The organism is Aquabacter cavernae (genome assembly GCF_003993795.1).
Classification (GTDB): Bacteria; Pseudomonadota; Alphaproteobacteria; order Rhizobiales; family Xanthobacteraceae; genus Aquabacter; species Aquabacter cavernae.
In genome coordinates this window covers 605,098-631,153 of the sequence record NZ_RWKV01000008.1, presented here as the reverse complement: position 1 = coordinate 631,153, position 26,056 = coordinate 605,098, and the positions used below count along the sequence as shown (strand labels likewise).

The following is a 26,056-nucleotide window of genomic DNA, read 5'->3' as shown; positions in this document are numbered from 1 at the left end:
CGAAAACGCCGAACCGTCAGAACCGTCAGAACCGGGAGGACGCCCAGATCACCACGTCGGTGAGCACCTTGTTGGAGGCCGTATCGAGCGCCGCCGTGGCGCCTGCGCCGTTCATGGCGGTGACGGGCACGCGGGCGCTGAAGACGCGGGCGGCGAGGATCTTGCCGGCGGTGACGCCGATTACCTTGGCCGACAGTTCCACAACTGCTTCCGGCGCGCCAGCGGTCACCTTCACGCCGAAGGTGCGGATATCGAGATTGAGCTGGTAGTCGGGCTGGATGCCATCGCCCGGGCGGGCGACGCGGCGCAGCTTGCTGCCATTCTCGAAAGCCTGGATGGTGCGCGCCTGCAGCAAAGCCGTCAGGCGGTCGCTCCACTGGGCGTCGGGCAGATAGGTGATCTGGCCGGGCGTCGGCTCGACAAGGATGCGCTCGGTGTCGAGGGCGGCAAGCGCGGTGGGCGTCACCACCACCAGCTGCCCCTCGCCTGCCCCACGCGCGGCGAAGGCGGTGGGAGCGGAGAGGTCGAAAGTGGGGGTCGGCGTGGAGCCGCAGGCCGCGAGCGCAAGCGCCGCCGCCAAAGCGGCGCCGGGAGCGAAGGCGGTGACACGTGGAAAGCGGCGCACCTTCGCACCCATCCCCTGACGACTCATGATTGCCTACCGCCTATATTCCGGCACCGTATTGCCGCCGAAAAGGAACTGGCGCGGATTGCGCTCGAAATTTCTCAAGGTGCGGTCGATGTCCGACAAAGTGCGGCGTCCGTCAACTGCAAGGGCTTCGAACTGGCGCAGGCCCGGTCCCGTGAACTGCCTGAGCTGCGCGGACAATTCCGCCGTGCGGGCGTCGATATTGTCGGCGAGCTTGCGCACGGACGTGGCCGCCTCGGTGGCCTGATTGAGCAGGCCGGTGGGCTCGCTGGACGCCTTCTTCAGATCGGAGACGATGGAATCGGCCTTGGTGGCCAGATCCTGGAGCTGCCCGGCAATCTCGTTGGAGCGCTTCAGCAGGCTGCCCACGTCCTCGGAATGGTCCGACAGGGCCTGGGAGAAGGTCGTCACGTTGGCGACGATCTGCTTCACCTGGCCGGGATCGACGGCGTCGAGAATGCCGTTGATGCGCCGCGCCACGTCCTGGACGGTGGAGATAAGGCCGGCCATGCCCGTGCCGCCCTCCGCTTCCATGCGCGGCACGCCGTTGGGGCCGAGCGGAAGGGGCTTGGCGCCCGGCTCGCCGCCGCGCAGCGACACGATGACGATGCCCGTCAATCCCTGGGATTCCAGGCCGGCCTGCACGTCGGAGAGGACCGGCACGTTGGCGTCCACGTCCACGCGCACCAGCACCTCATTGGGCCGGTCCGGCAGCAGGCCCAGGCTCGCCACCTGGCCCACGGGGATACCGTTGAAGGTGACGCTGTTGCCCTGGCGCAGGCCGCTCACCGTGCCCTCATAGACGATTTCGTAGGCCCGCCGGTTGTCCGAGGTCAGGGGACGCATGAACCAGTAGACAAAGCCGAAAGCCCCCGCGAGCACGAGGAGGGTGAAGGCGCCGATTATGGTGTAATTGGCCCGTGTCTCCATCCGCCCTTCCTCACTTCACCGGTCGGAACGGACCGCGCGGGCGCGGGTTCCGTGGAAATAGGCCCGCAGCCAAGGATGGTGGGATTCCATCATCGTCTCGATCGTACCCTGCGCGATGATCTTGCCGTCGCCCAGCGCGGCGATTCGATCGCAGACCGTATGCAGACTGTCCAGATCGTGCGTTACCATGAAAACCGTCAGGCCCAAAGTCTGCTGCAGGGTCCGGATCAGTTCGTCGAAATCACCGGCGCCGATGGGGTCGAGGCCGGACGTGGGCTCGTCCAGAAACAGGATGTCGGGATCAAGAGCCAAGGCGCGGGCGAGCGCCGCGCGCTTGATCATGCCGCCGGACAATTCGGAGGGAAGCTTCTCGCCCGCATCGGTCTTCAGCCCGACCATTTCGAGCTTCGCGTAGGCGATGTCGTCCATGAGGGCCTGGGAGAGCTTGAGATTCTCCCGCAGCGGAAACTGGATGTTCTGCTTCACGGTCAGCGACGAGAAGAGCGCGCCTTGCTGGAACAGCACGCCCCATCGCCGCTCCACCGCCGAGCGCTGCTCCTCGGAGAGCGTGTCGAGATCCTGCCCGAATACCTCCACGACGCCGGACCGCTTCGGCACGAGGCCGAGAATGGTGCGCGTGAGCACCGACTTGCCGCCGCCGGACGTGCCCACGAAGCCGAGGATCTCGCCGCGATAAATGTCGAGGTTCAGATGGTCGAGAATGGTGCGATCGCCGAACCCGACCACAAGGTCGCGCACGGAGATCAGCACATCGCGCTTGCCGTCGATATCGGTGTCGTCCTGGCCTGCCACAGCGTCCATGCCCCCTCACATGTCGATGGACGCGAAGAACATGGCGAACAGGCCGTCCATCACGATGACGAGGAAGATGGCCTTCACCACCGAGGCGGTGGTGTGGGCGCCCAGCGATTCCGCGCTTCCGCCCACCCGCAGTCCTTCCATGCAGGCGACGATGCCGATGACGGCCGCCATGAAGGGCGCCTTGATCATGCCGACCATGAAATGGTCGATGGAGATGGCGTCCTTCAGCCGGTCGAGGAACACGCCCGGCTGGATGCCGCCATAGAACCACGCCACGAGGCCGCCGCCGACCAAAGCCGACATGGAGCCGATGAAGGTGAGCAGCGGCAGGGCGATGAGCAGCGCGAACAGGCGCGGGATCACCAGGATCTCCACGGGGTCGAACCCCATGACCCGCAAGGCATCCACCTCCTCGCGCATGCGCATGGAGCCAAGCTCGGCCGTGTAGGCGCTGCCGGAGCGGCCCGCGATCATGATGGAGACGATGAGCACGCCCAGCTCGCGCAACACGAGCACGCCCACCATGTCCACCACATAGATGTCGGCACCGAAGCGGCGGAAATGGAAGATGCCCTGCTGGGCCAGGATGCAGCCGATCAGGAAGGTGATGAGGATGATGATGGGCACGGCGCGCAGGCCCACCCGGTCGATCTGGTTCACCATGGAGGTGAAGCGGAAGGTCCGGGGCCGCGCACCCATGCGCAGGATGGCGGCCACCGTGGCGCCGACGAAGTTCAGCAGGAGCCGCGCGTCCTTGCCGATATCCACCATATTGTGGCCGAGCCGCTCCACCGTGGCTTCCTGGCGACGGGGCTCGGGATGGGGCTCGCGCCCGGTGCGGCTCATTTCCTGGATCAGCACGCCGTAGCGGCGCTTCAGCCCGACCACGCGGGGCTCAATGCCCTCCTGGGTCCAGGCGCGGCGCAGCCGTTCCAGAAGCAGCGCGCCGAACGTGTCCATGCGCTCGACGCCGCTGAGGTCGATCTGGGCGGAATGGGTCTCGGGCGGCGGCGCCTGAGTTGCGTTCGTGACGAGCTGTTCCAGCGCATCGGCGTTTTCCGATGTCCAGACGCCCGAGCCGATGGCCTTCAGCTCATCGCCGTCACGTCGGACATCGAGAAGCGAGGCAGGCGCCACGGACAATTCCCTGTCGGTGCGTGCATGGCTTGAGTGCGCTGCACACGATGGTCATACTCGCAGCACGACATGGCGTCGAGGGTGGACCAAAATCCATCCCCGCGCCCCAGCGCCCGCGACGATTCCTCTCTACCTACCACACCTTATGCAAATGACCTCCCTCGACGTGCGCATCGAGCGCTTTCCCATATCCGGCACGTTCACCATCTCGCGCGGCTCGAAGACCGAGGCCGTGGTGGTGGTCGTGGAGTTGCGAGACGGACATCTCACGGGACGTGGAGAGTGCGTCCCCTATGCCCGCTATGGCGAGACGCCGGAGCAGGTGCGGGCCGACATCGCGACGCTCGCCCCGGACATTGCCGCTGGACTGGACCATGCGACCCTGCAGGCGCGCCTGCCCCCAGGTGCTGCCCGCAACGCCCTGGACTGCGCGCTCTGGGACCTGGAGGCGAAGCGCACTGGCATTCCCGTCCATGTCCGCCTCGGCCTGCCGGAGCCGAAGCCCCTGGTCACCGCCTTCACGCTCAGCCTGGACACGCCGGAAGCCATGGCGGCGGCGGCGCGGGCGGCGGGCCGGCCGCTGCTCAAGCTGAAGCTCGGCAGCGGTGACGGCGATGCGGCCCGGCTCGCGGCGATCCGTGACGCGGTCCCCGCAGCCCGCCTCATCGTGGACGCCAATGAAGGCTGGACGCCCGACACACTGGAGGCGCGCCTTGCCGCCTGCGCGGCGGCCGGCGTGGAGCTGGTGGAGCAGCCCCTTCCCGCCGCCGATGACGAGATGCTCCGCCGCATCGTCCGCCCCCTGCCCGTCTGTGCCGACGAGAGCGTCCATGACCGGGCCAGCTTGCCGGGCCTCGTGGGCAAGTATGACGCGGTGAACATCAAGCTCGACAAGGCGGGCGGGCTCACGGAGGCGTTTGCCATGGCCCAGGCGGCACATGGCCTGGGCTTCTCCGTCATGGTGGGCTGCATGCTCGCCACCTCGCTCGCCATGGCGCCCGCGCTGCTGGTGGCCCAGCGCGCGCAGGTGGTGGATCTGGACGGCCCGCTGCTTCTGGCGCGGGACCGGGAGGGCGGCCTGCATTATGAGGGCGCCACCGTCTTCCCCGCACCGCCCACGCTGTGGGGCTAAAGAACGGGACGCTTCTTGTTGGCGAGGTGGGAAGCCAGGGCGAGACACGCTCCGGCCAGCCCAAGCGCCGCCGAGGCCAGGAAGGCCCAATGTCCGTAGGCGACCCAGAGCTGGCCCGCCGCGAAGCTGGCGCAGGCCATGGCGAGGCTGCCCGTCCAGGCTGCCAGTGACTGGGCGGTGCCCGCGCGATGCTCGGGCGTATTGCGCGCCACCAGTTCCACGAGCCCGAGAAAGGCGGCGCCGAAGGTGAGCCCGTGAAGCACCTGGAGCGGCAGCAGGATCCACATGGGCGGATCCATGGCGAGAATGCCGAACCGCACCAGCGCCGCAAGCCCGCCTGCCGCCAGCAGGGCCGAGGGGCCGATGCGGGCCACGATCCAGGTTCCGTAGCGAAACAGGACGATCTCCGAAACCACGCCCAGCGCCCACAGGCCGCCGATCACCGAGAGGGAGAAGCCCCGCTCCGTCCAATGAACGGTGGCGAAGGCATAGAGCGTGGCGTGGCTGGCCTGGATCAGGGCCGATGCCAGAACCCCGAGCACCAACACTGCCCGCGTGCGCGGCAGGGACAGATGGGGCGTGGTGTGGACGGGTGGGCGAGGCAGCTCGGGCAGGACCAGCATGGCCACGACGAAGCTCGCCTGCCCTGCGATCATGAGCAGCAGCACCATGGAGGCGCCCGCCTGCGCGATCAGCACGCCCCCCACCAGATTGGCGGCGATGAAGGTGGCGGAGCCCCACAGGCGGCTGCGGCCATAATCCACCCGCCCGGCGCGGGCCTGCCGGGTGGCATAGGCATCCAGCAGCGCGAAGCTGGGGCTCCAGGCCATGGCCCCGAAACTCAGGGCGACATAGATGGCGAGCGGCGTGTGGCCAAGGCTGAGCACGGCCATGAAGAGGGTGGCCGCGAACGCGAGGATGACGAGCACCGCCTTTGGCCGTCCGACCCGGTCCGACAGGATGCCGAGGAGCGGCGTCGCCGCGAGGCGCGCGCACATGGGAATGGCGATGGCCGCCCCGATCTGCTGCGGCGTCATGCCCCGATCCGTCAGCCAGAGCGGGAAGAAGGGCATGTAGATGCCGAAGGAGAAGAACAGCGTGCCGTAGGCGCTGGCGAGCGCGAGCTTCACGGGCCGCTCGGACGATTGGGAGAGGAGACGCATGGCGACGCGCATCAGGCGCGCAGACAGGCCCCGAACGTCTCCGGGTCCACATTGCCGCCGGACAGGACGATGGCCACCGTCTTTCCGGCCGCCTGGAACTGTCCGTTCAGCAGGGCCGCCAGCGCCACCGCGCCGCCCGGCTCGACCACCAGCTTCAACTCACGGAAGGCGAAGCTCACGGCCGCCGCCACTTCCGCATCGCTCGCCTGCACCCCCTCGCCCACCAGGACGCTGGACACCTGGAAGGTGAGCGCGCCGGGCGTGGGCGCGAGAAGCGCGTCGCAGAACGAGCCGGTGGGAGCGGGATTGCGCTCCCTCTGGCCGGAGCGGAAGGAGCGGGCGTGATCGTCGAAGCCTTCGGGCTCGGCGGCCACCACGCGCGCCTGCGGGAAGCGGGCCTTCACCGCCAGGGCGATGCCGGAAATGAGCCCGCCGCCGGAGACGTTGGCGCTCACGATGTCCGGGGCGATGCCGAGCGCCGCGAGGTCTTCCGCGATTTCCAGGCCCACCGTGCCCTGCCCGGCCATCACGTCCGGATCGTCATAGGGCGGCACGAACACCGCGCCGCGTTCTGCCGCGATGGCATTGGCGATGGCGTCGCGGTCCTCGGTGACGCGATTGTACTCCACCACCTGGGCGCCAAGATCCCGGGTCCGCCGCAGCTTGAGCGCGGGGGCGTCGCTGGGCATGACGATGACGGCCGGCATTCCCAGAAGACGAGCGGCGGCGGCCACGCCCTGGGCATGGTTGCCCGAGGAGCAGGCCACCACGCCTGTGGCGCGGCGCTCGGCCGGAATCTGGACGATGCGGTTATAGGCGCCGCGAAACTTGAAGGAGCCGGTGCGCTGGAGCGTCTCGGGCTTCAGGAAGACGCGGGCACCGGTGACCTCGTCGAGGATCGGGGACGAAATCAGCGGCGTGCGCACGGCGACGCCCTTCAGGCGGGCGGCAGCGGCGAGGATATCGGCGGCGGTGGGGGGTGTGGTGCGCGCGGTCATGCGAGGGAGGCCAGCCTGGAGCGGCGCAACAGGCGAAACCGTCTCGCGACGGGGCCGAAATCGTGCGCGATCAGCACATTGTCGAGGAACTGCCGGGCGCATTCACGCCATGTATAGCGCAAGGCGAAATCGCGCGCGGCGCGCGGCGAGAGTTCCAGGGCCTTGAGGCAGGCGGTCCGCAAATCCTCGTCCAGAACGCCCACGGGCTCGGTCGCCTCGCTCAGCACGTCCTTCGGGCCGGTCACGGGATAGGCCGCCACGGGCAGGCCGCTGGCCATGGCCTCCAGCAGGACGATGCCGAACGTGTCGGTGCGGCTCGGGAAGACGAAGACGTCGCTGCCCGCATAGATTTCCGCCAGCTCCTCGCCCTCCTTGGGGCCGTAGAAGCGCGTTTCGGGGAAGCGTTCCTTGAGGCTGGCGAGCGCGGGGCCGCCGCCCACCACGGCCTTGGAGCCGGGAAGGTCGAGCGCGAGGAATGCCTCGATATTCTTCTCCACCGCCACGCGGCCTACATAAAGGAAGACGGGACCGGGCAGGCCCAGATTCACTTCGGGGCGGGGGCGGAACATCTCCGCGTCCACACCGCGCGACCAGCGCATCAGGCGCTTGAAGCCGCGTTGCTCCAGCTCCCGCTCCAGGGTGGCGGTGGCCACCATGACGCCGCCGCCCGCATTGTGGAAGCTGCGCAGCCAGGCATAGGTCAGCCGCTCCGGCACGGGTGCGCGGGCGGAGAGATATTCCGGGAATTTCGTGTGGTAGGACGTGGTGAAGGTGCGCTTGGACGCGATGCAGGCCCGCCGCACCAGCATGCCGATGGGACCCTCCGTCGCCACATGCACGAAGTCCGGCTGCATGGCCTCGATGCGCCGCATGATCATGCGGGGCGTGGCCAGGGAGAGCCGGATTTCCTGATAGGTGGGAAGAGGCACCGTGCGAAATTCCTGAGGGGTCAGGAATTCCATCTGTGCGCCCAGATTGGCGGCTTCGTGGGCCGTATGCTCAAGCGAGCGCACGACCCCGTTGATCTGAGGATGCCACGCATCGGTGGCCACAAGAATGCGCATCAAGCTGCCGCGCGGGCGGTCTCCACATCCGATGTGGCCAGCGATAGCATAGGCTGGCGCCGGGTCCAGCAAATGATTTCCATGCGCCCGTCTTCATGCTCCGCCACGGCGGTGCAGCTCTCCACCCAATCGCCGCTATTGATGTAGCGCACGCCGAACTGGTCATGGATCATGGCGTGGTGGATGTGGCCGCAAATGACCCCGTCCACTCCGTTGCGCTTCGCCTCGTCGGCGACGGCTTCCTCGAACTTGCCGATATAATTGACGGCGTTCTTCACCTTCAGCTTCGCCCACTGGCTGAGTGACCAATAGGTGAGGCCGAGCTTGCGCCGCACGAGGTTGATATAGGTGTTGATGCCCAGCGCCAGCGTATAGGCGCCGTCGCCCAGGAAGGCGAGCCACTTGGCATGGCGCACCACCACGTCGAACACATCGCCGTGGATCACCAGATACTTCTTGCCGTCGGCCGCTTCGTGGATGCAGGTCTCAACCACTTCGATCCCGCCGAAATGCGTGCCGTAATAATCGCGCAGGAATTCGTCGTGATTGCCGGGAAGGTACACGATCCGGGTGCCCTTGCGGCCCTTGCGGAGCAGCTTCTGCACCACGTCATTATGCTGCTGGGGCCAGTACCAGGACGAGCGCAGGCGCCATCCGTCCACGATGTCACCCACCAGATAAAGGGTGTCGGAATCGTTGTATTTCAGGAAGTCCAGCAGCAGGTCGGCCTGCGAGCCCTTCGTGCCGAGATGGACATCGGAGATGAACAACGAGCGGTAATGTTTGTGCTCAGGGGTCTCGCTCACGTGCCATCCCTTCTCGAAGCAATGCTTACCGGGAGCATTCTGTCGGAATTAGCCGGAGTCGTGTATCCCTTTTATGACGCACCCGCGAAATGACAGGGTTTTGACCCCTCGGCGACCACCTGCGAAAGATCAGCTTCGACCCTACGAAAGTAGGGAAACGCCGGATAACGGGTTGATCGGTCGAGGTAAGCGTCGCTCTTGTGTCCAGATGCGCAATCGGTGCCGGGGAATGCGGGCGGCCAGCGGGGTAAGGCGAAGCAACGCCGCAGCACTTGTTCTACGTAAGGGGGCGCCACAACTCCGCCGAGCGGGGCCGATTCCCCTAAAGTCATGGTGAGCCCGTAACAGCGGGCCGCAAATCCTGCACCTTTGGCATTGACCTTCCAGGCGTCGCGCGCGAGCTTTCCGGCCGAGCGCAATCGCGCCCGCAACCCTCAACGACATCCAGGGAGATCCTCCATGAAGCTCGTCCGATTCGGCGAGAAAGGGCAAGAAAAGCCCGGCTTAATCGATTTGACCGGCCAAGTTCGCGATCTTTCCGGCATTGTTCCGGACATTGCGGGCGATGTTCTCACGCCCGCCGGGCTCGACCGCATCCGCGCCGTGGACCCCTCCTCCCTGCCGGTGGTGCCCCCCGGCGTCCGATTCGGATCGTGCGTGGCCCGGCCGGGCAATTTCGTCGCGGTGGGCCTGAACTTCGCCGACCATGCGGCGGAGACCAACAATCCCATCCCGAGCGAGCCGGTCCTGTTCAACAAGGCCCCCAATTGCGTGGTCGGGCCCGATGACGACGTGATGATCCCGCGCGGGTCCACCAAGCTCGACTGGGAAGTGGAGCTGCTCATCGTTATCGGCGCGCGCGCCCGCTATGTGGACGAGGCCGACGCGCTCAAGCATGTGGCCGGTTATTCCATCTGCAACGATGTGTCGGAGCGCAATTTCCAGATCGAGCGCGGCGGCCAGTGGACCAAGGGCAAGGGCAACGAGACCTTCGGCCCCATCGGTCCCTATCTGCTCACCGCCGATGAGATGCCCGATACGTCGAACCTGCCCATGTGGCTGGAGGTGAACGGCGAGAAGGTCCAGAACGGCTCCACCAAGACCATGATCTTCGGCGTCGCCCACCTGGTCTCCTATATCAGCCAGTACATGGTGCTGGATCCGGGCGATCTCATCACCACCGGCACCCCGCCGGGCGTCGGCCTCGGCATGAAGCCCCCGCGCTTCCTGAAGGCGGGCGACGTGATGCGGGTGGGCATTGAGGGGCTGGGCGTGCAGACCCAGAAAGTGGTGCCCTTCAAGCTCTGACGGAAGCCGCACAAACGAAAGGGGCGGCACCCGTGGGTGCCGCCCCTTCTTTATTGCGACCTTTGAGCGAGGCTCACTGCTTGGCAGGAGCCGCAGCGGCGGGCGTGGCACCGGGAGCGGCGGCGCCGGTGGCGGCGCGCTCTTCGGCCTTCTTCTGCGCGAGCTTCTGGAGTTCCTCGGCCATCTTCTGGCGCTCGGCGGCAACCGCGTTCGGGTCGGACGGCGGGCCGTCATACGCCTTGGCGAAGTCCTTGCCGGGCAGCTGGAAGTTCAGCGTGCGGCCGCCCATCTGCAGGGCCTGGATGGTGATGGTCTGCGTCTTCTTCAGCTTGTTCACGAAGTCCGCATTCACATCCATGCTGGCGAAGCAGCCATTGGGGAAGCAGATCTCGTACTTCAGCGCCAGCGGGGGCTGCTGGTCGAGGATCACGCGGGTGCCGGGCTGCACGAGCATGCCGATCGGCACGGAGACGATGAACTTCTTGTTCGGATCGTCCTTCACCTCGCGGATACCGGCGGAAGCGAGCGGCTGCCCGGTCTCGGCGGTGAAGTCCTGGGTGGTCATGCAGATCTGCTTGCCGGCAGCCTGATCGTTGCCGCACACCTTGGTCCAGGCGGTGCTGATGCCGGGGACGGCGACGGAGGCCGCCGCGGCGCCCTGGGCCTGCTGCTGCTGTTGGGCAGGAGCGGCCTGGGCGGGGGCCGCCTGGGCAGGCTTGGCGGGCGCGGGCTTGGCCGGCGCGGCGGGAGTGGTCTGCGCCAGCGCGCCGCCGGCAAATCCGAGGGCCACCACAACAGCGGCCAAACCGCTCGCGCGGCGCAAGATGGTGGCTTTGGTCATTCCGGAACGATCCCCGTGATGCGATACGCCAGGCCGGGCAAGAAAAAACGCGGAGGCGAGCCTGGTCACGTCTTAGCGACGGCTATTTCCGTGTCAAATGAGGCAAGACGGTGACACCGCCTGTTCCTCGGCCGAAGCCCTGAATCGCTTGAAATTGCGGCCTCCGCGCGACAGCGTGGTCTCGAGCGCACAAATCTGCATGATGCGAGGCATGGCAAGCATCCGGGCGGTGGCGGCAGCGATTCTGGCAGTGGTGTTTTCCGGGGCCGGCGCGCACATGTCGCATTCGGCATCCGCCATCGCCATGCACGGCGCGCCCGACTTTCCGAACGGCTTCGCGCATTTTCCCTATGTGAACCCCGACGCGCCCAAGGGCGGGCGCCTCACATTGTCCGTCACGGGCACGTTCGACAGCCTCAACCCCTTCATTGTCCGGGGATCTGCGACGCCGTTCGTGCGCGGCGCCGTGTTCGAGTCGCTGCTGGCGCGCAGCTATGGGGAGCCGTTCACCCTCTACGGGCTGCTGGCCTCGGGCGTGGAGACGGACGATGCGCGCAGCTATGTGACCTTCACCCTGGATCCCCGGGCGCGCTTCTCGGATGGAGTGGCGGTCACCACTGAGGATGTCCTGTTCTCCTTCGCCCTGCTGCGCGACAAGGGCCGGCCCAATTACAAGCTCTATTACGGGAAAGTCACCCAGGCGGAGGCGCTGGACGCGCGCACGGTGCGCTTCACTTTCGCGGCGCCGGACCGGGAATTGCCGCTCATCATGGGCCTCATGCCCGTGCTGCCGCGCCATGCCACCGATGAGGCGACATTCGATTCGACCAGCCTCGCCCCTCCCCTCGGGTCCGGGCCCTATGTGGTGGCAGCCGTCCAGCCCGGCGCAGGCGTCACGCTCGCGCGCAACCGGGCCTATTGGGGCGCGGACCTGCCGGTCAATCGCGGCCTCTATAATTTCGACGAGCTGCGGTTCGAGTATTTCCGCGACGGAAATACCGAGTTCGAAGCGTTCAAGCGCGGCCTCGTGGATGCCCGCTTCGAGACCGACCCCACGCGCTGGGAGACCGGCTACCACTTCCAGGCGGTGCGCGACGGCGCGGTGATCAAGGAGACCATCCCCACCAAACTGCCGAAGCCCCATTACGCGCTGGTCTTCAACACCCGCCGCCCGCTCTTCGCGGATGTGCGCGTGCGCCGCGCCGTCATCGAGCTGCTGGACTTCCCCTGGATCAACCGCAACCTGTTCCACGGCCTTTATGCCCGCACCACGGGCTTCTTCGACGGCTCGGACCTCTCCTCCGTCGGCCGCTCCGCCACTCCGGAAGAGCGCGCGCTATTGGCGCGCAGCACCCTCGGTGTCCCTCCGGAGGTGATGGACGGCACCTACACCTCGCCCGAAGCGGACGGCAGCGGGCGGGATCGGGCACAGCTGCACCGTGCCCTGGCGCTGTTCGCGGAGGCCGGCTGGCAGCCGAAAGACGGACGCCTCCTGAATGCGGACGGGCAGCCCTTCGCGTTTTCCATCATGGTGACGACGCGCGAACAGGAGCGCCTGACGCTGGCCTTCTCCAGCCAGCTGTCCCGCGCGGGCATCGAGGCCCGGGTGCAGATGGTGGATGCCGTCCAGTTCGACGCGCGGCGGGCATCCTATGATTTCGACATGGTGCCCTTCACCTGGGTCCAGTCCCTGTCGCCGGGCAACGAGCAGGCTTTCTATTTCGGCTCGGACGCCGCCGGGACGCCGGGCACGCGCAATTATATGGGCATGCGGGACGCTGCGGCGGATGCGGCCATCGAAGCACTCGCGGGGGCGACGGGCCGGGCGGATCTCGAAACCTCCGCTCGCGTCATCGACCGGGCGCTCATTTCCGGCGCCTATGGCGTGCCGCTCTTCTATGCGCCCGGCCAATGGCTCGCGCGCTGGAGCCATATCCGCCGACCCGCGCCTCTTTCGCTCTACGGCACGCTGCCGGACACATGGTGGCGGGCCGAGGGGCGTTAGGGCGGATCGACGCCGTTCCGGCCTGAAACACCCCGGCCTCGATATCAGGCCAGAACCTTCTTCTTCTCCGCCAGAGCGGCGAGCTTCTTCAGCACGGCGTGGGTGCCCTTCAACCGCGCGGCGGCGGTGGGCCAGTCGTGCAGGAACACCACCTTGAAGTCCGGCCGTACCTTGGCCTGCGGCCCCTCCGCATGGATCATGGCCACGAGGCCGGAGGGATCGGCGAACTGGTTCTCGCGGAAGGTGAGCACCACGCCCTTCGGCCCGGCATCCACCTTCCCCACATTGGCCTTACGGGCCAGCGCCTTGATCTGGGCGAGACGCAGCAGGTGGTCCACCTCGGGCGGCGCGGTTCCGAAGCGGTCCACGATCTCCGCGCCAAAGGCGTCCAGCGCCTGGTCATCGTCGATATCCGCGAGGCGCCGATAAAGGGCGAGACGCACATGCAGGTCCTGGACATAGTCTTCCGGGATCAGCACGGGCATGCCGATGGTGATGTTGGGCGACCACTTGTCCTGGGCGAGGTCGGTGATGCCGGCCTTCAGGTTGGTGATCGCCTCCTGCAGCATCTCCTGGTAGAGTTCGTAGCCCACTTCCTTGATATGGCCGGACTGCTCGTCGCCCAGCAGATTGCCGGCGCCGCGAATGTCCAGATCGTGGCTCGCCAGCTGGAAGCCCGCGCCCAGCGTCTCCAGGGATTGCAGCACCTTCAGCCGCCGTTCCGCCTGCGCCGTGATGGGCTTGGCGGCGGGCACGGTGAAGATGGCATAGGCCCGCGCCTTCGCCCGGCCCACACGGCCGCGCAGCTGGTAGAGCTGGGCAAGGCCGAACATGTCGGCGCGGTGGATGATCAGCGTGTTGGCGTTGGGCACGTCCAGCCCGCTTTCCACGATGGTGGTGGAGAGCAGCACGTCATATTGCCCGTCATAGAAGGCGGACATGATGTCTTCGAGCATGGTGGCGCTCATCTGCCCATGGGCGACGGCCACCTTCACCTCGGGAATGTTCTTCTCCAGGAATTCGCGCACCTCGGCGAGATCGTCGATGCGCGGCACCACATAGAAGCTCTGGCCGCCGCGATAGCGCTCGCGCAGCAGCGCCTCGCGCACGATGAGCGGGTCGAACGGCGTGATGAAGGTGCGCACGGCCAGCCGGTCCACGGGCGGGGTGGCGATGAGCGAGAGTTCGCGCACGCCGGTCATGGCCAGTTGCAGGGTGCGCGGAATGGGCGTGGCGGTGAGCGTCAGCACATGCACTTCCGAGCGCAGGGCCTTCAGCCGTTCCTTATGGGCCACGCCGAAATGCTGCTCCTCGTCCACGATGACGAGGCCGAGATCCTTGAAATGGATGCTCTTGCTGAGCAGGGCATGGGTACCCACCACGATGTCCACGCCGCCGCTCTGCAGCCCGGCCTTCATGGCCGAAAGATCCTTGCCGGTCACGAGGCGCGAGGCCTGGGCGATGTTCACCGGCAGGCCCCGGAAGCGCTCCGAAAAGGTCTTGAAATGCTGGCGGGCCAGAAGCGTGGTGGGCACCACCACCGCCACCTGCTTGCCCGAGAGCGCCACCGCGAACGCGGCGCGCAGCGCCACCTCGGTCTTCCCGAAGCCCACGTCGCCGCACACGAGGCGATCCATGGGGCGACCGGCGGCGAGGTCGTCCAGCACCGCCTCGATGGCGGCTTCCTGGTCCTCGGTCTCCTCATAGGGGAAGCGGGCGCGGAATTCGTCATAGAGCCCGGCGGTGGGCACGAGGCGCGGCGCCTCGCTGAGCTGGCGCGCGGCGGCGATCTTGATCAGCTCACCCGCCATCTCGCGGATGCGCTTCTTCATCCGCGCCTTGCGGGTCTGCCAGCCGACGCCGCCCAGCTTGTCCAGCTGCGCCTCAGTCTCCTCGGAGCCGTAGCGGGTCAGGAGTTCCAGATTCTCCACCGGCAGGAACAGCTTGTCGCCGCCGGCATAATGGATCTCCAGGCAGTCATGGGGCGCGCCCATGGCCTCGATGGCCTTGAGGCCCACGAAGCGGCCGATGCCGTGGTCCACATGCACCACGAGGTCGCCGGCGGTGAGCGCCGTCAGCTCGGACAACACGTCCTGCGGGCGGCGCGCCTTGCGCTTCGGGCGCACCAGGCGGTCGCCCAGAATGTCCTGCTCGCCCACAAGGGCGAAGTCGTCGGTCTCGAACCCGGATTCCACGCCATAGACCGCCAGCGCCACCTGGGTCTTGGGCAGCGCGTCCAGCAGCTGGAAGCGGGAGATGGCGGTGGTGTTCTTCAGGCCATGATCGGCCAGCACCGTGCCGAGCCGCTCGCGGGAGCCTTCGCTCCAGGCGGCCAGAACCACCTTCTTCTCCTTCTGGAGCGCGCGGATGTGCTCCACGGCCAGATCGAAGACATTGGCCTCCGGGTCCGCCTGCTCCGCCGCGAAGGAACGGCCCTGGACGCCGCCGAGATCCAGTATCTTCCCCTGCCCGCCGTCCGGCAGCGCGAAGGGGCTGATGCGCACGCAGGCGGCATCCTTCAGGCGCCCGGTCCATTCGGCGCCCTTCAGATAGAGCCGGTCAGACGGCAGCGGCTTGTAGACCGAGCCGGAGCCGGGCTGCGTGCCCGCCTGGGCCAGCGCCTCGCGGCGCGCGTCGTAATAGTCGCGGATCTGCGCGATGCGCTCGCCCGCCGCCTCTTCGGTGAGCGGGTCCACCACCAAAGGCGTGCCGTCGATATAGTCGAACAGCGTGTCCAGGCCCTCATGGAACAGCGGTAGCCAATGCTCCATGCCGGGATGGCGCCGCCCCTCGCTCACCGCCTCATAAAGCGTGTCGCCCTTGGTGTTGGCGCCGAACTCCGCGAGATAGGCCATGCGGAACTTGCGCATGGTGTCGCTGGTGAGCTGGAACTCCGCCATGGGCACGAGGTCCAGCGCCCGCATCTGGCCGGAGGTGCGCTGGGTCTCCGGATCGAACGAGCGGATGCTCTCCAGCGTGTCGCCGAAGAAATCCAGGCGGATGGGCTGGGGCAGGCCGGGCGGGAACAGGTCGATGAGCCCGCCGCGCACCGCATATTCGCCGGTGTCGCGCACCGTTGGCGTGCGCAGATAGCCATTGCGCTCCGCCCATTCCACCACCCCGTCCAGGGCGATGGCGTTGCCGGGAGCGGCGGACAAGGACTGGGCCGCCACCAGCGCCTTGGCGGGCACGCGCTGGACGGTGGCGTTCACCGTGGTGAGCAGGATGCTCGCCGCCCCGCCCTTCACCCGCGCGAGGCGGGCGAGCGTGGTCATGCGCTGGGCGGTGATGGCCGCGTTCGGAGAGGCCCGGTCATAGGGCAGGCAATCCCAGGAGGGAAAGCCGTGCACTTCGATCTCGGGCGCGAAGAAGGCGAGCCCGCGCTCCAGCGCCGCCATGCGCTGGCCGTCGCGGCAGATGACGGCAAGGCTCGGCCAGGGCGCATCCTTCTGGGCCGCGATGGTGCGGGCGATGTCCGCCACCACGAGCCCTTCCATGCCGTCCGGCACGCGGGACAAGGTCAGCGGGCGACCGGGGGCGATATCGGCGGCAAGGAGACGGGGACGCTTCACGGGACGATCCAGATAAGACACGAGGCGGCGCGCCGCGCCGGCCTCCAATTCCAGGGATGGGGCGCGGCGCCTCAGTCCGGCACGCCGACGCCGGACAGGTGCCAGTCCTTGAACTTGCGGAACATGGGCGTGTCCATGTCGGCCGGCACGGGGCTTGAGCCGTTGATCCAGGCGAACAGATCGGGGTCCTGCACCTCGATGAGGACTTCGAAGGCTTCCACCTCCTCCTCCGTCAGGTCCTCGATCATGGCGTCCGCGAAGCGGCCCATGAGCAGATCCATCTCACGGGTGCCCCGGTGCCAGGAGCGGAACAGGATGCGCCGCCGCCGCACATCGAGGCCGGCGCTGGATTTCACGGTTCCCGTCATGGTTCAGCTTCCTTTCGCGCGGGCGCTCAAGGATCGGCGCGCGGCTCTGGAGCGGCGCTTATAGGGGGAAACCGGCGGGGATGGCCAGTCTTCTGCATTTCGGAAGGGCCACCGGGGGCGGGTGGCCGGCGGGGAACGCGCGGGGAGGCCTCCCGAATGCGTCCCACCGCCGGCCGAACCCCACGGACCCAGGAGATGCGGCGGACCTGAGCACCCCGTAGGGTTGTCACGAACCTGAGCGCCTGCAAGCGCTTCCAAGGCTCTCTTTCCCGATGCCCCTGAGGGTATCCGAACCATCCGCGAAATCAAATCACGAGAATCAGGAGCCCGCATATTCTTTGACGGTCGCCAGGAATTTGGCGACGGAAATGGGCTTGGAGAGATAGGCCTCGCACCCGCCCGCCCGAATGCGCTCCTCGTCGCCCTTCATGGCGAAGGCGGTGACGGCCACCACCGGGATGGCTTTCAGCTCCGGGTCCGCCTTCAGCCATTTGGTGACTTCCAGGCCGGACACCTCGGGCAGCTGGATGTCCATGAGGATCAGGTCCGGCATGTGCTCGCGCGCCAGCCCCACGGCCTCGATGCCGTTCCGCGTCTCGACGGTGCGGTAGCCGTGCGCTTCCAGCAGATCGTGGAAGAGCTTCATGTTGAGTTCGTTGTCCTCAACAATCATCACTGTCTTGGCCATTTCCGTTCCCCGCCTTCCGCAGCCGCTTCGCAGGCGCGCGCGGATCGGACATGATGCATCTTCGCTGACAAGAGTGCGATCGATCATCATCGAAGCGCCTGCGCTTCGATGATGATCGTGAATCGCTCTCGATCGATAATTTAGAGGCTGATTCACCGATCCGATTGATTCAATCTGATCGGATCAGACTCTACTGACAATTCCTTGCGGAAGCGCAAATGCCGATCCGAGAGAAGACGCCGTCCCAAGCCCGTGCCCGTGAGGCGGCGGGCGCCCTTGCCATCCGCGCGCTGGGTTGGCTCGCGCAGGACATGGAGAGAATCGGCGGCTTCCTCGCCCAGAGCGGGATGGGCCCCGGCGACCTGCGCGTCCGCGCCCAGGAACCGGCCTTCGGTGCCGCCATCCTCTCCTATCTCCTGTCCGACGAGGCCCTGCTCCTCGCCTTCGCGGCGGACACGACCCTGCGCCCCCAGGACGTGGTCCACGCCTTCCATGTGCTGGAGCCTCCGTTCGACCCTGACGCGCCCGTGCGCCGAGGCGACTGACATGGGCGGCCTGCCGGGCGGAGGCTTCTGCCGCGATTGCCTTGCGGATGCGGGCTCCGGCCCGCGCTGCACGGCCTGCGGCAGCCCCCGGCTGGTGCGCCACCCCTTGGCCGACACACTCTCCATCGCCCATGTGGATTGCGACGCCTTCTACGCCACCATCGAGAAGCGCGACGACCCACGCCTGCGCGATGTCCCTGTCATCATCGGCGGCGGCGTGCGGGGTGTGGTGTCCACCGCCTGCTATATCGCGCGCATCAAGGGCGTGCGTTCGGCCATGCCCATGTTCAAGGCCCGTGCGCTCTGTCCGGAGGCGGTGATCGTCAAGCCGAACATGCGCAAATACGTGGAGGTGGGGCGCGAGGTGCGCGCCAAGATGCAGGCGCTGACGCCCCTGGTGGAGCCGCTCTCCATCGACGAGGCGTTCCTCGATCTGTCGGGCACCGAGCGCCTGCACGGCCTTTCCCCCGGCCGCTGCCTCGCGCGGTTCGCGGCGGAGGTGGAGCGGGACATCGGCATCACCATCTCCGTGGGCCTCGCCGCCAACAAGTTCCTCGCCAAGACTGCTTCGGACCTGGACAAGCCGCGCGGCTTCTCCGTGCTGGGGCAAGAGGAGGCCATGGCCTTCCTGGCGGACCGGCCCGTCACCTTCATCTGGGGCGTCGGCCCCGCCTTCGGTGCCCGGCTCGCCAAGGACGGCATCCACCGCATCGCCGATCTCCAGGCCATGGGCGATTCCGATCTGGCCCGGCGCTACGGGGCGGAAGGCCTGCGCCTGTGGCGGCTGGCGCGCGGCATGGACACGCGCAGCGTCAATCCGGAGCGGGAGGCCAAGAGCGTTTCGGCCGAGACCACCTTCGACACCGACATCCGCGACCTGCGCCCGCTGGAGCAGACCCTCTATGCCCTGGCGGAGGAAGTCAGCGGCCGCCTGCGGCGCAAGGGCATTGCCGGGCGCAGCGTGACCTTGAAGCTGAAGACCCAGGATTTCCGCACCCGCACGCGCGCCCGCACCCTGGAGGATCCCACCCAACTCACGGCGCGCATCTATGACGCCGCCCACGACCTGCTGCTGCGCGAGACGGACGGCACCTTCTTCCGCCTCGTGGGCGTGGGTGTGTCCGATTTGTGCGATGGGGCCGACGCGGACCAGGCGGACCTTCTGGACACCCGAACGCCCAAGCTGAAGGCTACCGAGCAGGCCATGGAAGCGCTGCGCTCCAAATTCGGCGACGGCGCGGTGGCGCGGGGCATCCTGCTGGGCACGGGGAAACGGGGGCGTCCGACGCGGGAGTGAGAATGTGCCTCTTGGGGCGGTTTCCCCCTCCCAACCCTCCCCCGCAAGCGGGAGAGGGCTTTGCGGTGTGCGAAAGGAGATGTGGCTCTTTCACACGCGATGGAGGCTCCCTCGCCGGCAAGCAACTGCGGCATCGAGAAAAGGCCGCCTCATTCCCCCGGAGCAGGTAGCCCTCTCCCGCTTGCGGGGGAGGGTTGGGAGGGGGAAAAGCCACTGGGAGGGGAAAAGACCCCGCCCCTACCCGTGCGCCTCGGCCATGTCCCGAATGCGCACCGAGACCTTCGTCTCGCCCTGCCAATGGTCCAGGTCCAGCGTACCGGCGAGATGGATCATGCGCCCGCGCGATGCGAGGAGTGCCTTGCCCAGCGGCTCCTCGGCGATGCGGAAGGCCATGATCTTCAACGCCGTGCCGTCATTGGACATGAGGCGCCCGCGCACATGGCCCGCGCCGAACGCTTCCACATAAGCGAGCTTGTGGTTGGGAAAGGCGAAGACGGGCTCGGGATTGCCCGCGCCGAAGGGGCCGGCCTTGGCCAGTTGCTCCACCAGAGAAATGGTGGCGCCGCTCGCCGTCAGGGCGCCGTCCAGCGCGAGGGTGCGATCCGCGCGGGCCTTCATGACAGCGGTGGCCAGCGTTTCCTCAAGATAGGCCCGCAGGGCACCGAGTTGGCCGCGCTCCACGGTGAGACCCGCCGCCATGGCATGGCCGCCGCCCTTGCGCAGCAGCCCCGCATCCACCGCTCCATGCACGGCGCGGCCCACATCCACGCCCGGAATGGAGCGCGCGGAGCCCGTGCCGGTCTCGCCGTTGAAGGCTATGGCAAAGGCGGGCCGGTTGAAGCGCTCCTTCAGGCGAGAGGCCACGAGGCCCACCACGCCGGGATGCCAGCCGTCTCCGGTCACGACCACCGTCGCCCCGGTGTCCTCCAGCCCCACGGCGGCGATGGCCTCGCCCTCCGCCGCCGCCAGGATGGCGCGTTCCACCTCCTGGCGCTCGGTGTTCAACCGGTCCAGCTCTGCGGCGATGCGCTTGGCCTCCACCGGATCGTCGGTGAGCATGAGGCGCGTGCCCAATGCCGCGTCGCCGATGCGCCCGCCCGCATTGATGCGCGGCCCCAGCAGGAAGCCCAGGTGCCAGGGGCGCGGCGGCCCGTCGAGCCGGGCCACGTCCATGAGTGCGGTGAGGCCCAGGCGCTGGCGGCGCTTGAGGGCAATGAGGCCCTTGGAGACGAAGGCGCGGTTGAGTCCCCGCAGCGGCACCACGTCCGCCACTGTTCCCAGCGCCACGAGATCGAGGCTCTGCAGCAGGTCGGGCGCGGGGCGATCATTCCAGTGGCCCAGTTCCCGCAGGCGACGGGAAAGCGCCACCAGGGTCATGAACACGACGCCCGCCGCGCACAGATGGCCGAGCCCGGACAAATCGTCTGCCCGGTTCGGGTTCACCACGGCCACGGCGTCGGGCAGGTGCTCGCCCGCCTGGTGATGGTCGAGCACCACCACGTCCACGCCCAGCGTCTTGGCGGCGGCCAGGGTCTCGATGCTCGTGGTGCCGCAATCCACCGTCACAAGCAGGCTCACGCCTTTCGCCGCCAATTGCTCGATGGCGCCGATATTGGGGCCGTAGCCCTCGAAGATGCGGTCCGGGATATGGAACAGGGGATCGAGCCCGGCGGCCTGCAGGAAGCTGACCAGCAGCGCGGTGGAGGTGGCGCCGTCCACGTCATAGTCGCCGAACACCGCCACACGCTCGCCGGAGCGCGCCGCCTGCGCGATGCGTTCCACCCCGTCCGCCATGCCGGTGAGGACGAGCGGGTCGGGCAAGAGGGCGCGGATGGATGGGTCGAGATAACCGGGCACCTCGTCCAGCGGCACGCCCCGCCCGGCCAGCACCCGCGCCAGGATCTCCGGCACGTTGTGGCGCTGGGCGATGGCGAGCGCCAGCTGTGAGGCGCGCGCGTCCAGCCGGTCGCTCCAGCCCCGCCCGGTGGCGGACGCGGAGACGCCAAGGAAGAAGCGATTCGGCGAATGAACGTTCACAGGCGTATGAAGCCAGACACAGCCGCCGCCGTCGAGACCGTCACTCGGAGACGAACCGCCCGAGGTCGCGATGGGTGGACGAGATGCGTCGCACGGTGCCGGTGGCGGCGCGCATGAGGAGGGTGTGGGTTTCCACGCTGTCGCGCAGCAGCCGCACGCCCGAGAGGAGCGGGCCGTCCGTGACGCCAGAAATGGCCATGAGGCAATCGCCGCGCACCATGTCGGCAAGTCCGTAGATCGCGGACATATCCTTGATGCCCAGCGCCTTGGCCTGCTTGCGCTTCGCGTCGCTGTCGAGGATCAGGCGGCCTTCCATCTGCCCGCCGAGGCACCGCAGCGCGGCCGCCGCGAGCACGCCCTCGGCCGCCCCGCCGCTGCCGAGATAGATGTCCACGCCGCTCGCCTGCGGGTTGGTGGTGTGGATGATGCCCGCCACGTCCCCATCGGTGATGAACTGCACGGACGCGCCGGTGGCGCGAATGGCCTCGATGAGGGCGCCGTGACGGGGCCGGTCCAGCACCAGGGCCGTGATCTCGGAGGGGGAGACGCCCCGCGCGTCGGCCACCGCCTTGATATTCGCTTCCGGCGTCACGGAGAGGGACACGGTGCCGGGCGGATAGCCGGGGCCGATGGCCACCTTCTCCATATAGACGGCGGGCACCTGGAGCAGGGAGCCGGGCTCTGCCAGCACGATGACGGAAATGGAGCCCGCCATGTTCTTGGCACACAGCGTCGTGCCTTCGAGGGCATCGATAGCGATGTCCACCTCGATGCCGCCGGTGCCGACGGCCTCGCCCACATGGAGGCGCTCGGTCTCCCCCTGCCCGCCTTCGCCCATGACGATGCAACCGGACAAGGCGGCGCGGAGCAATTCGCGATGGGCGCCCTGGATGGCGGCTTCGTCGGCGGCGGGCTCATCGCCCCGGCCGCGCCAGCGGGCCGCAGCCACCGCCGCGCGCTCGGTCACGCTCACCGCGTCGATGGCGAGACGGCGGTCGAGGACGGGCGCGGGGCGAGTGTCCATCGCTAATCCTTTTCGATGCGGATGACCTGGGGCACCGAGGCAAGGACGCCGTCGGCATCGATGGCCGCCACCGCGCGGCGCACGGCGGCCTCGGTGGTGGCATAGGTGATGAGGATGACGCTGGCGGGCTCGTCGCTGCGGCTGCGCTCAGGACGGCGCTGGACGATGGATTCCAGCGAGATGCCTTCGTCCGCCATACGGCGCGCGATGGTCGCGGCGGTGCCCGGCTTGTTCACGGCGGCGAGGCGGATGTAGTAGCCGCCCTCGTGATGCTGCATGGGCGCCCGCTCAGCGGCCACCAGCGCCGCCACGGGCGCGCCAAAGGCGAAGCCGCCGCCGCCCGCGGCGAGGTCGGAGAGATCACCCACCACGGCCGAGGCGGTGGCATCGCCGCCCGCGCCCGGACCCACCAGGGTCAGGGCCACGGCGTCGCCGTCCACCGCCACCGCATTGGTCACGCCGGAGACCTGGGCGATGGGCCAGTGCTTGGGCACCATGGTGGGGTGCACGCGCTGCTCCACGCCTTCGTCGGTGCGCACCGCGACGCCCAGCAGCTTCACCTTGTAGCCAAGGTCATCCGCCGCTTCGAGGTCCGCCAGGGTGAGCGAGCGGATGCCCTCCACATAGATGGCCTCCGCATCCACCTTCGTGCCGAAGGCGAGGCTGGTGAGGATGGAGAGCTTGTGGGCGGTGTCGTAGCCGTCGATGTCGAAGGTCGGGTCCGCCTCCGCATAGCCGAGGCGCTGGGCATCGGCGAGGCAGAGGTCGAAGGACAGCTTCTCGTCCGCCATGCGGGTGAGGATGTAGTTGCAGGTGCCGTTGAGGATGCCCGAGACCCGCGCGATGTGGTTGCCCGCCATCGCCTCGCGCAGCGTCTTGACGATGGGAATGCCCCCCGCCACCGCCGCCTCGAAGCGCAGGGACGCACCGTGCTCCTCGCTGAGAGCCGCCAGCTCCACGCCATGCTTGGCGAGGAGCGCCTTGTTGGCGGTGACGACGGCTTTGCCCGCCTTCAGGGCCGCCGCGACGGAGGCCCGCGCGGGATCGCCGTCGCCGCCCATCAGCTCCACGAACACGTCTATGTCCGGGTCGCGCGCCAGCGCCACGGGATCGTCGAACCAGCGCATGCCGGACAGATCGATGCCGCGGTCACGGGTACGGTCGCGGGCGGCGATGGCCACCACCTTGAGGGTGCAGCCGGTGCGCACGGCGATGGACGCCGCCTGCCGTTCCAGCATCCGCACCACGCCAGCCCCGACCGTTCCGAGGCCGGCCAGCCCAACTTTCATCTCACGCATTGTCGAACCGTCAAATTGGGATCAGCGGGCAGCGCTCAGGGGAACCACATTGTGGAGCGTGGTGCCGGCGGTGTCGAAGAAGCGGCGAATGTTACGCGCCGCCTGCCGGATGCGCTGCTCGTTCTCGACCACAGCGATGCGGACATAGTCGTCGCCGTGTTCGCCGAAGCCGACGCCCGGCGCCACGGCTACTTCCGCCTTCTCAATGAGCAGCTTGGAGAATTCCACGCTGCCCATCTCGCGGAAGGGCTCGGGAATGGGCGCCCAGGCGAACATGGAGGCGGCAGGCACGGGAATGGTCCAGCCGGCGCGACCGAAGCTGTCCACCATGGCGTCGCGGCGGCGCTTATAGGTCTCGCGCATCTCGCCGATATAGTCCTGCGGCCCGTTGAGCGCGGCGGTGGCCGCCACCTGGATGGGCGTATAGGCGCCGTAATCCAGATAGGACTTCACCCGTGACAGGGCGGCGATCAGCCGCTCATTGCCCACCGCGAAGCCCATGCGCCAGCCCGCCATGGAGAAGGTCTTGGACATGGAGGTGAATTCCACCGTCACGTCCATGGCGCCGGGCACCTGGAGGACGGAGGGCGGCGGGTTGCCGTCGAAATACAGCTCCGCATAAGCGAGGTCGGACAGGATGATGAGGTCGTTCTTCTTCGCGAAGGCGACCACGTCCTTGTAGAAATCCAGGCTCGCCACGGTGGCCGTGGGATTGGACGGATAGCACAGCACCACCGCGATGGGCTTGGGAATGGAGTGCTGGACCGCCCGCTCCATGGCGTGGAAGAAGCCCGGACCCGGCTCCACCGGCACGGAGCGGATCACGCCGCCCGCCATGAGGAAGCCGAAGGCGTGGATGGGATAGGACGGATTGGGGGTCAGGATCACGTCGCCCGGGGCGGTGATGGCCTGCGCCATGTTGGCGAAGCCTTCCTTCGAGCCCAGCGTGGCGACGATCTGCGTATCGGGATTGAGCTTCACGCCGAAGCGGCGCTCATAATAGCCCGCCTGGGCACGGCGCAGGCCGGTAATGCCCTTGGATGCGGAATAGCGATCGGTCCGCGGGCGGCCGATGGTGTCCTTGAGCTTCTCGATGACGTGGGCGGGGGCTTCGAGGTCCGGATTGCCCATGCCGAGATCGACGATGTCCACCCCGGCGTTGCGGGCAGCGGCCTTCACGCGGTTCACCTGCTCGAACACATAGGGCGGCAGCCGGCGAATACGGTGAAAATCGGTCATCTCACTCAAGCTCCAAGTGCCGCGTCTTTAGTCTCCCGCGCGGCGAACGGGCTTTCTAGATCGCCGCCGCCACGCATGAAAGCGTTTTCGCATCGAAGTGGCGGCAGTGGAGGCATGCACCCGCGAGGGGCATGACGGATCTTATACTACCCGTCGGCGATGAATGAAAAATTCACGCCGGCCGGTCACGCATCCATTGGAAAAGCTCTAGCCGAGACCGGCCTGGCGCTTGGCCGCCGTCAGCGTGTTCTGGAGCAGGCAGGCGATGGTCATGGGACCGACGCCGCCCGGCACGGGGGTGATGCGCCCGGCGATTCCCTGGGCCTCCGCGAACGCCACGTCGCCCACGAGGCGGGTGCCGCCCTCGGGTTTGGCGATGCGGTTGATCCCCACGTCGATGACAGTGGCGCCGGGCTTGATCCAGTCCCCGCGCACCATTTCCGGCCGTCCCACGGCCGCCACCAGGATATCGGCGGTGCGGCATTCGCCCGGCAGGTCGCGGGTGCGCGAATGGGCGATGGTGACGGTGCAGTCCTCCTTCAGGAGAAGCTGGGCGGCGGGCTTGCCCACGATGTTGGAGCGGCCCACCACCACGGCCTTCAGGCCCGCCAGCGAGCCAAGCTCCCGCTTCAGCAGGATGACACAGCCGAGCGGCGTGCAGGGCACCAGCGCATCCAGGCCCACGGCGAGGCGGCCGGCATTCACCACATGGAAGCCGTCCACATCCTTGGCCGGGTCGATGGTCGAGAGCACCTTCATGCTGTCGATGTGACCGGGCAGCGGAAGCTGGACGAGGATGCCGTGCACGGCAGGGTCGGCGTTGAGACGCTGCACCAAAGCGAGCAGGTCCGCCTCGGCCGTGTCGGCGGGCAGCTTGTGCTCGAAGGAGGCCATGCCGCATTCCAGCGTCTGGGCCCCCTTGTTGCGCACATAGACCTGGCTCGCCGGATCCTCGCCCACCAGCACCACCGCAAGGCCGGGCACGAGGCCCCTCGCCTTCAGGCCCGCGACCTCACGGGCGATCTCGCCGCGCAGTTCCGCCGCGACGGCCTTGCCGTCGATGATCCGTGTCTGCGTCACGCATGCCTCCGCACCAGGTTCGGGTTCGATTTTTTTCTTAAAGAGAAAATAAT

22 protein-coding genes are annotated in these 26,056 nt (G+C 67.7%); 5 read left to right on the top strand and 17 right to left on the bottom strand.

Annotated features, from left to right (window positions below):
- Positions 1 to 25: 25 nt before the first annotated feature.
- The 4 genes from EJJ38_RS07590 to EJJ38_RS07575 are packed head-to-tail and all read right to left on the bottom strand — an operon-like array spanning position 26 to position 3,544.
- Positions 26 to 652, bottom strand: a complete 627-nt coding sequence (locus tag EJJ38_RS07590; protein WP_127089483.1) for an ABC-type transport auxiliary lipoprotein family protein — start codon at positions 650 to 652, stop codon at positions 26 to 28.
- Between the two features lie 6 nt (positions 653 to 658).
- Positions 659 to 1,579, bottom strand: a complete 921-nt coding sequence (locus EJJ38_RS07585) for an MlaD family protein (protein ID WP_127089482.1) — start codon at positions 1,577 to 1,579, stop codon at positions 659 to 661.
- 15 nt (positions 1,580 to 1,594) lie between these two features.
- Entirely contained in the window at positions 1,595 to 2,401 is an 807-nt protein-coding gene (locus tag EJJ38_RS07580; RefSeq protein ID WP_127089481.1) for an ABC transporter ATP-binding protein, read from the bottom strand.
- 6 nt (positions 2,402 to 2,407) lie between these two features.
- Entirely contained in the window at positions 2,408 to 3,544 is a 1,137-nt protein-coding gene (locus EJJ38_RS07575; protein WP_420836869.1) for an ABC transporter permease, read from the bottom strand.
- Between the two features lie 145 nt (positions 3,545 to 3,689).
- Between EJJ38_RS07575 and dgcA the strand changes: the two genes are divergently transcribed.
- Positions 3,690 to 4,670, top strand: coding sequence for an N-acetyl-D-Glu racemase DgcA (gene dgcA, locus EJJ38_RS07570; protein ID WP_127089479.1), 981 nt, complete (start codon positions 3,690 to 3,692; stop codon positions 4,668 to 4,670).
- Here dgcA and EJJ38_RS07565 read toward each other — a convergent pair.
- Genes EJJ38_RS07565 through EJJ38_RS07550 form a run of 4 tightly spaced genes read right to left on the bottom strand, consistent with a single transcriptional unit; the run spans position 4,667 to position 8,701 of the window.
- Complete coding sequence (locus EJJ38_RS07565; RefSeq protein WP_127089478.1) at positions 4,667 to 5,845, bottom strand: MFS transporter; 1,179 nt, start codon at positions 5,843 to 5,845, stop codon at positions 4,667 to 4,669. The genes dgcA and EJJ38_RS07565 overlap by 4 nt on opposite strands.
- The gene (locus tag EJJ38_RS07560; RefSeq protein WP_127089477.1) at positions 5,845 to 6,831 is read right to left on the bottom strand and encodes a threonine/serine dehydratase family protein; all 987 of its coding nucleotides are present in this window, start codon (positions 6,829 to 6,831) and stop codon (positions 5,845 to 5,847) included. Before EJJ38_RS07560 ends, EJJ38_RS07565 begins: the two co-directional genes overlap by 1 nt.
- The gene (locus EJJ38_RS07555; protein WP_127089476.1) at positions 6,828 to 7,895 is read right to left on the bottom strand and encodes a glycosyltransferase family 4 protein; all 1,068 of its coding nucleotides are present in this window, start codon (positions 7,893 to 7,895) and stop codon (positions 6,828 to 6,830) included. Before EJJ38_RS07555 ends, EJJ38_RS07560 begins: the two co-directional genes overlap by 4 nt.
- Entirely contained in the window at positions 7,895 to 8,701 is an 807-nt protein-coding gene (locus EJJ38_RS07550; protein ID WP_127089475.1) for a UDP-2,3-diacylglucosamine diphosphatase, read from the bottom strand. The genes EJJ38_RS07555 and EJJ38_RS07550 overlap by 1 nt, the downstream gene beginning before the upstream one ends.
- Before the next feature lie 459 nt (positions 8,702 to 9,160).
- Here EJJ38_RS07550 and EJJ38_RS07545 point away from each other — a divergent pair, with 459 nt between their 5' ends.
- Complete coding sequence (locus tag EJJ38_RS07545; protein WP_127089474.1) at positions 9,161 to 10,009, top strand: fumarylacetoacetate hydrolase family protein; 849 nt, start codon at positions 9,161 to 9,163, stop codon at positions 10,007 to 10,009.
- 73 nt (positions 10,010 to 10,082) lie between these two features.
- Here EJJ38_RS07545 and EJJ38_RS07540 read toward each other — a convergent pair whose 3' ends face one another.
- Positions 10,083 to 10,850, bottom strand: a complete 768-nt coding sequence (locus EJJ38_RS07540) for an invasion associated locus B family protein (protein WP_127089473.1) — start codon at positions 10,848 to 10,850, stop codon at positions 10,083 to 10,085.
- A gap of 211 nt (positions 10,851 to 11,061) precedes the next feature.
- On the opposite strand from EJJ38_RS07540, the gene EJJ38_RS07535 reads away from it, so the two are divergent.
- On the top strand, positions 11,062 to 12,855 hold the full coding sequence (locus EJJ38_RS07535; protein WP_245454149.1) for an extracellular solute-binding protein: 1,794 nt from the start codon (positions 11,062 to 11,064) through the stop codon (positions 12,853 to 12,855).
- Positions 12,856 to 12,899: 44 nt separating this feature from the next.
- Here the strand turns inward: EJJ38_RS07535 and mfd are convergent, their stop codons facing one another.
- From mfd to EJJ38_RS07520, 3 genes are all read right to left on the bottom strand, one after another.
- Positions 12,900 to 16,427 carry a transcription-repair coupling factor gene (gene mfd, locus EJJ38_RS07530; protein ID WP_245454148.1) on the bottom strand — a complete coding sequence of 1,176 codons (3,528 nt, stop codon included), beginning with the start codon at positions 16,425 to 16,427 and terminating at the stop codon, positions 12,900 to 12,902.
- A 71-nt stretch (positions 16,428 to 16,498) separates the two neighbouring features.
- Complete coding sequence (locus tag EJJ38_RS07525) at positions 16,499 to 16,795, bottom strand: FAD assembly factor SdhE (protein WP_127089472.1); 297 nt, start codon at positions 16,793 to 16,795, stop codon at positions 16,499 to 16,501.
- 319 nt (positions 16,796 to 17,114) lie between these two features.
- The gene (locus EJJ38_RS07520; RefSeq protein WP_127089471.1) at positions 17,115 to 17,483 is read right to left on the bottom strand and encodes a response regulator; all 369 of its coding nucleotides are present in this window, start codon (positions 17,481 to 17,483) and stop codon (positions 17,115 to 17,117) included.
- Positions 17,484 to 17,701: 218 nt separating this feature from the next.
- Between EJJ38_RS07520 and EJJ38_RS07515 the strand changes: the two genes are divergently transcribed.
- Together EJJ38_RS07515 and EJJ38_RS07510 are read left to right on the top strand one after the other, a co-directional pair.
- Entirely contained in the window at positions 17,702 to 18,028 is a 327-nt protein-coding gene (locus tag EJJ38_RS07515) for a DUF3572 domain-containing protein (protein ID WP_127089470.1), read from the top strand.
- Between the two features lies 1 nt (position 18,029).
- Positions 18,030 to 19,325 (top strand): DNA polymerase IV, encoded by a 1,296-nt coding sequence (locus EJJ38_RS07510; RefSeq protein WP_127089469.1) that lies wholly within the window; start codon positions 18,030 to 18,032, stop codon positions 19,323 to 19,325.
- 237 nt (positions 19,326 to 19,562) lie between these two features.
- Here EJJ38_RS07510 and recJ read toward each other — a convergent pair whose 3' ends face one another.
- The 5 genes from recJ to folD all read right to left on the bottom strand — a co-directional run bounded on the left by recJ (position 19,563) and on the right by folD (position 26,003).
- Positions 19,563 to 21,362 (bottom strand): single-stranded-DNA-specific exonuclease RecJ, encoded by a 1,800-nt coding sequence (gene recJ, locus EJJ38_RS07505; RefSeq protein ID WP_127089468.1) that lies wholly within the window; start codon positions 21,360 to 21,362, stop codon positions 19,563 to 19,565.
- A gap of 40 nt (positions 21,363 to 21,402) precedes the next feature.
- Positions 21,403 to 22,386, bottom strand: coding sequence for a fructose-bisphosphatase class II (locus EJJ38_RS07500; RefSeq protein ID WP_127089467.1), 984 nt, complete (start codon positions 22,384 to 22,386; stop codon positions 21,403 to 21,405).
- 2 nt (positions 22,387 to 22,388) lie between these two features.
- Positions 22,389 to 23,684 carry a homoserine dehydrogenase gene (locus EJJ38_RS07495; RefSeq protein WP_127089466.1) on the bottom strand — a complete coding sequence of 432 codons (1,296 nt, stop codon included), beginning with the start codon at positions 23,682 to 23,684 and terminating at the stop codon, positions 22,389 to 22,391.
- Between the two features lie 21 nt (positions 23,685 to 23,705).
- The gene (locus EJJ38_RS07490; RefSeq protein ID WP_127089465.1) at positions 23,706 to 24,923 is read right to left on the bottom strand and encodes an LL-diaminopimelate aminotransferase; all 1,218 of its coding nucleotides are present in this window, start codon (positions 24,921 to 24,923) and stop codon (positions 23,706 to 23,708) included.
- A gap of 207 nt (positions 24,924 to 25,130) precedes the next feature.
- On the bottom strand, positions 25,131 to 26,003 hold the full coding sequence (gene folD / locus EJJ38_RS07485; RefSeq protein ID WP_127089464.1) for a bifunctional methylenetetrahydrofolate dehydrogenase/methenyltetrahydrofolate cyclohydrolase FolD: 873 nt from the start codon (positions 26,001 to 26,003) through the stop codon (positions 25,131 to 25,133).
- Between the last annotated feature and the right edge of the window lie 53 nt (positions 26,004 to 26,056).

Coding starts and splice junctions, on each gene's coding strand:
- EJJ38_RS07535 (WP_245454149.1), top strand. CDS start 11,062: ATGGCAAGCATCCGGGCGGTGGCGGCAGCGATTCTGGCAGTGGTGTTT.
- EJJ38_RS07540 (WP_127089473.1), bottom strand. CDS start 10,850: ATGACCAAAGCCACCATCTTGCGCCGCGCGAGCGGTTTGGCCGCTGTT.
- EJJ38_RS07525 (WP_127089472.1), bottom strand. CDS start 16,795: ATGACGGGAACCGTGAAATCCAGCGCCGGCCTCGATGTGCGGCGGCGG.
- EJJ38_RS07565 (WP_127089478.1), bottom strand. CDS start 5,845: ATGCGCGTCGCCATGCGTCTCCTCTCCCAATCGTCCGAGCGGCCCGTG.
- EJJ38_RS07490 (WP_127089465.1), bottom strand. CDS start 24,923: ATGACCGATTTTCACCGTATTCGCCGGCTGCCGCCCTATGTGTTCGAG.
- EJJ38_RS07510 (WP_127089469.1), top strand. CDS start 18,030: ATGGGCGGCCTGCCGGGCGGAGGCTTCTGCCGCGATTGCCTTGCGGAT.
- EJJ38_RS07515 (WP_127089470.1), top strand. CDS start 17,702: ATGCCGATCCGAGAGAAGACGCCGTCCCAAGCCCGTGCCCGTGAGGCG.
- EJJ38_RS07560 (WP_127089477.1), bottom strand. CDS start 6,831: ATGACCGCGCGCACCACACCCCCCACCGCCGCCGATATCCTCGCCGCT.
- EJJ38_RS07545 (WP_127089474.1), top strand. CDS start 9,161: ATGAAGCTCGTCCGATTCGGCGAGAAAGGGCAAGAAAAGCCCGGCTTA.
- EJJ38_RS07590 (WP_127089483.1), bottom strand. CDS start 652: ATGAGTCGTCAGGGGATGGGTGCGAAGGTGCGCCGCTTTCCACGTGTC.
- EJJ38_RS07500 (WP_127089467.1), bottom strand. CDS start 22,386: ATGGACACTCGCCCCGCGCCCGTCCTCGACCGCCGTCTCGCCATCGAC.
- dgcA (WP_127089479.1), top strand. CDS start 3,690: ATGACCTCCCTCGACGTGCGCATCGAGCGCTTTCCCATATCCGGCACG.
- EJJ38_RS07520 (WP_127089471.1), bottom strand. CDS start 17,483: ATGGCCAAGACAGTGATGATTGTTGAGGACAACGAACTCAACATGAAG.
- EJJ38_RS07555 (WP_127089476.1), bottom strand. CDS start 7,895: ATGCGCATTCTTGTGGCCACCGATGCGTGGCATCCTCAGATCAACGGG.
- EJJ38_RS07495 (WP_127089466.1), bottom strand. CDS start 23,684: ATGCGTGAGATGAAAGTTGGGCTGGCCGGCCTCGGAACGGTCGGGGCT.
- EJJ38_RS07585 (WP_127089482.1), bottom strand. CDS start 1,579: ATGGAGACACGGGCCAATTACACCATAATCGGCGCCTTCACCCTCCTC.
- EJJ38_RS07580 (WP_127089481.1), bottom strand. CDS start 2,401: ATGGACGCTGTGGCAGGCCAGGACGACACCGATATCGACGGCAAGCGC.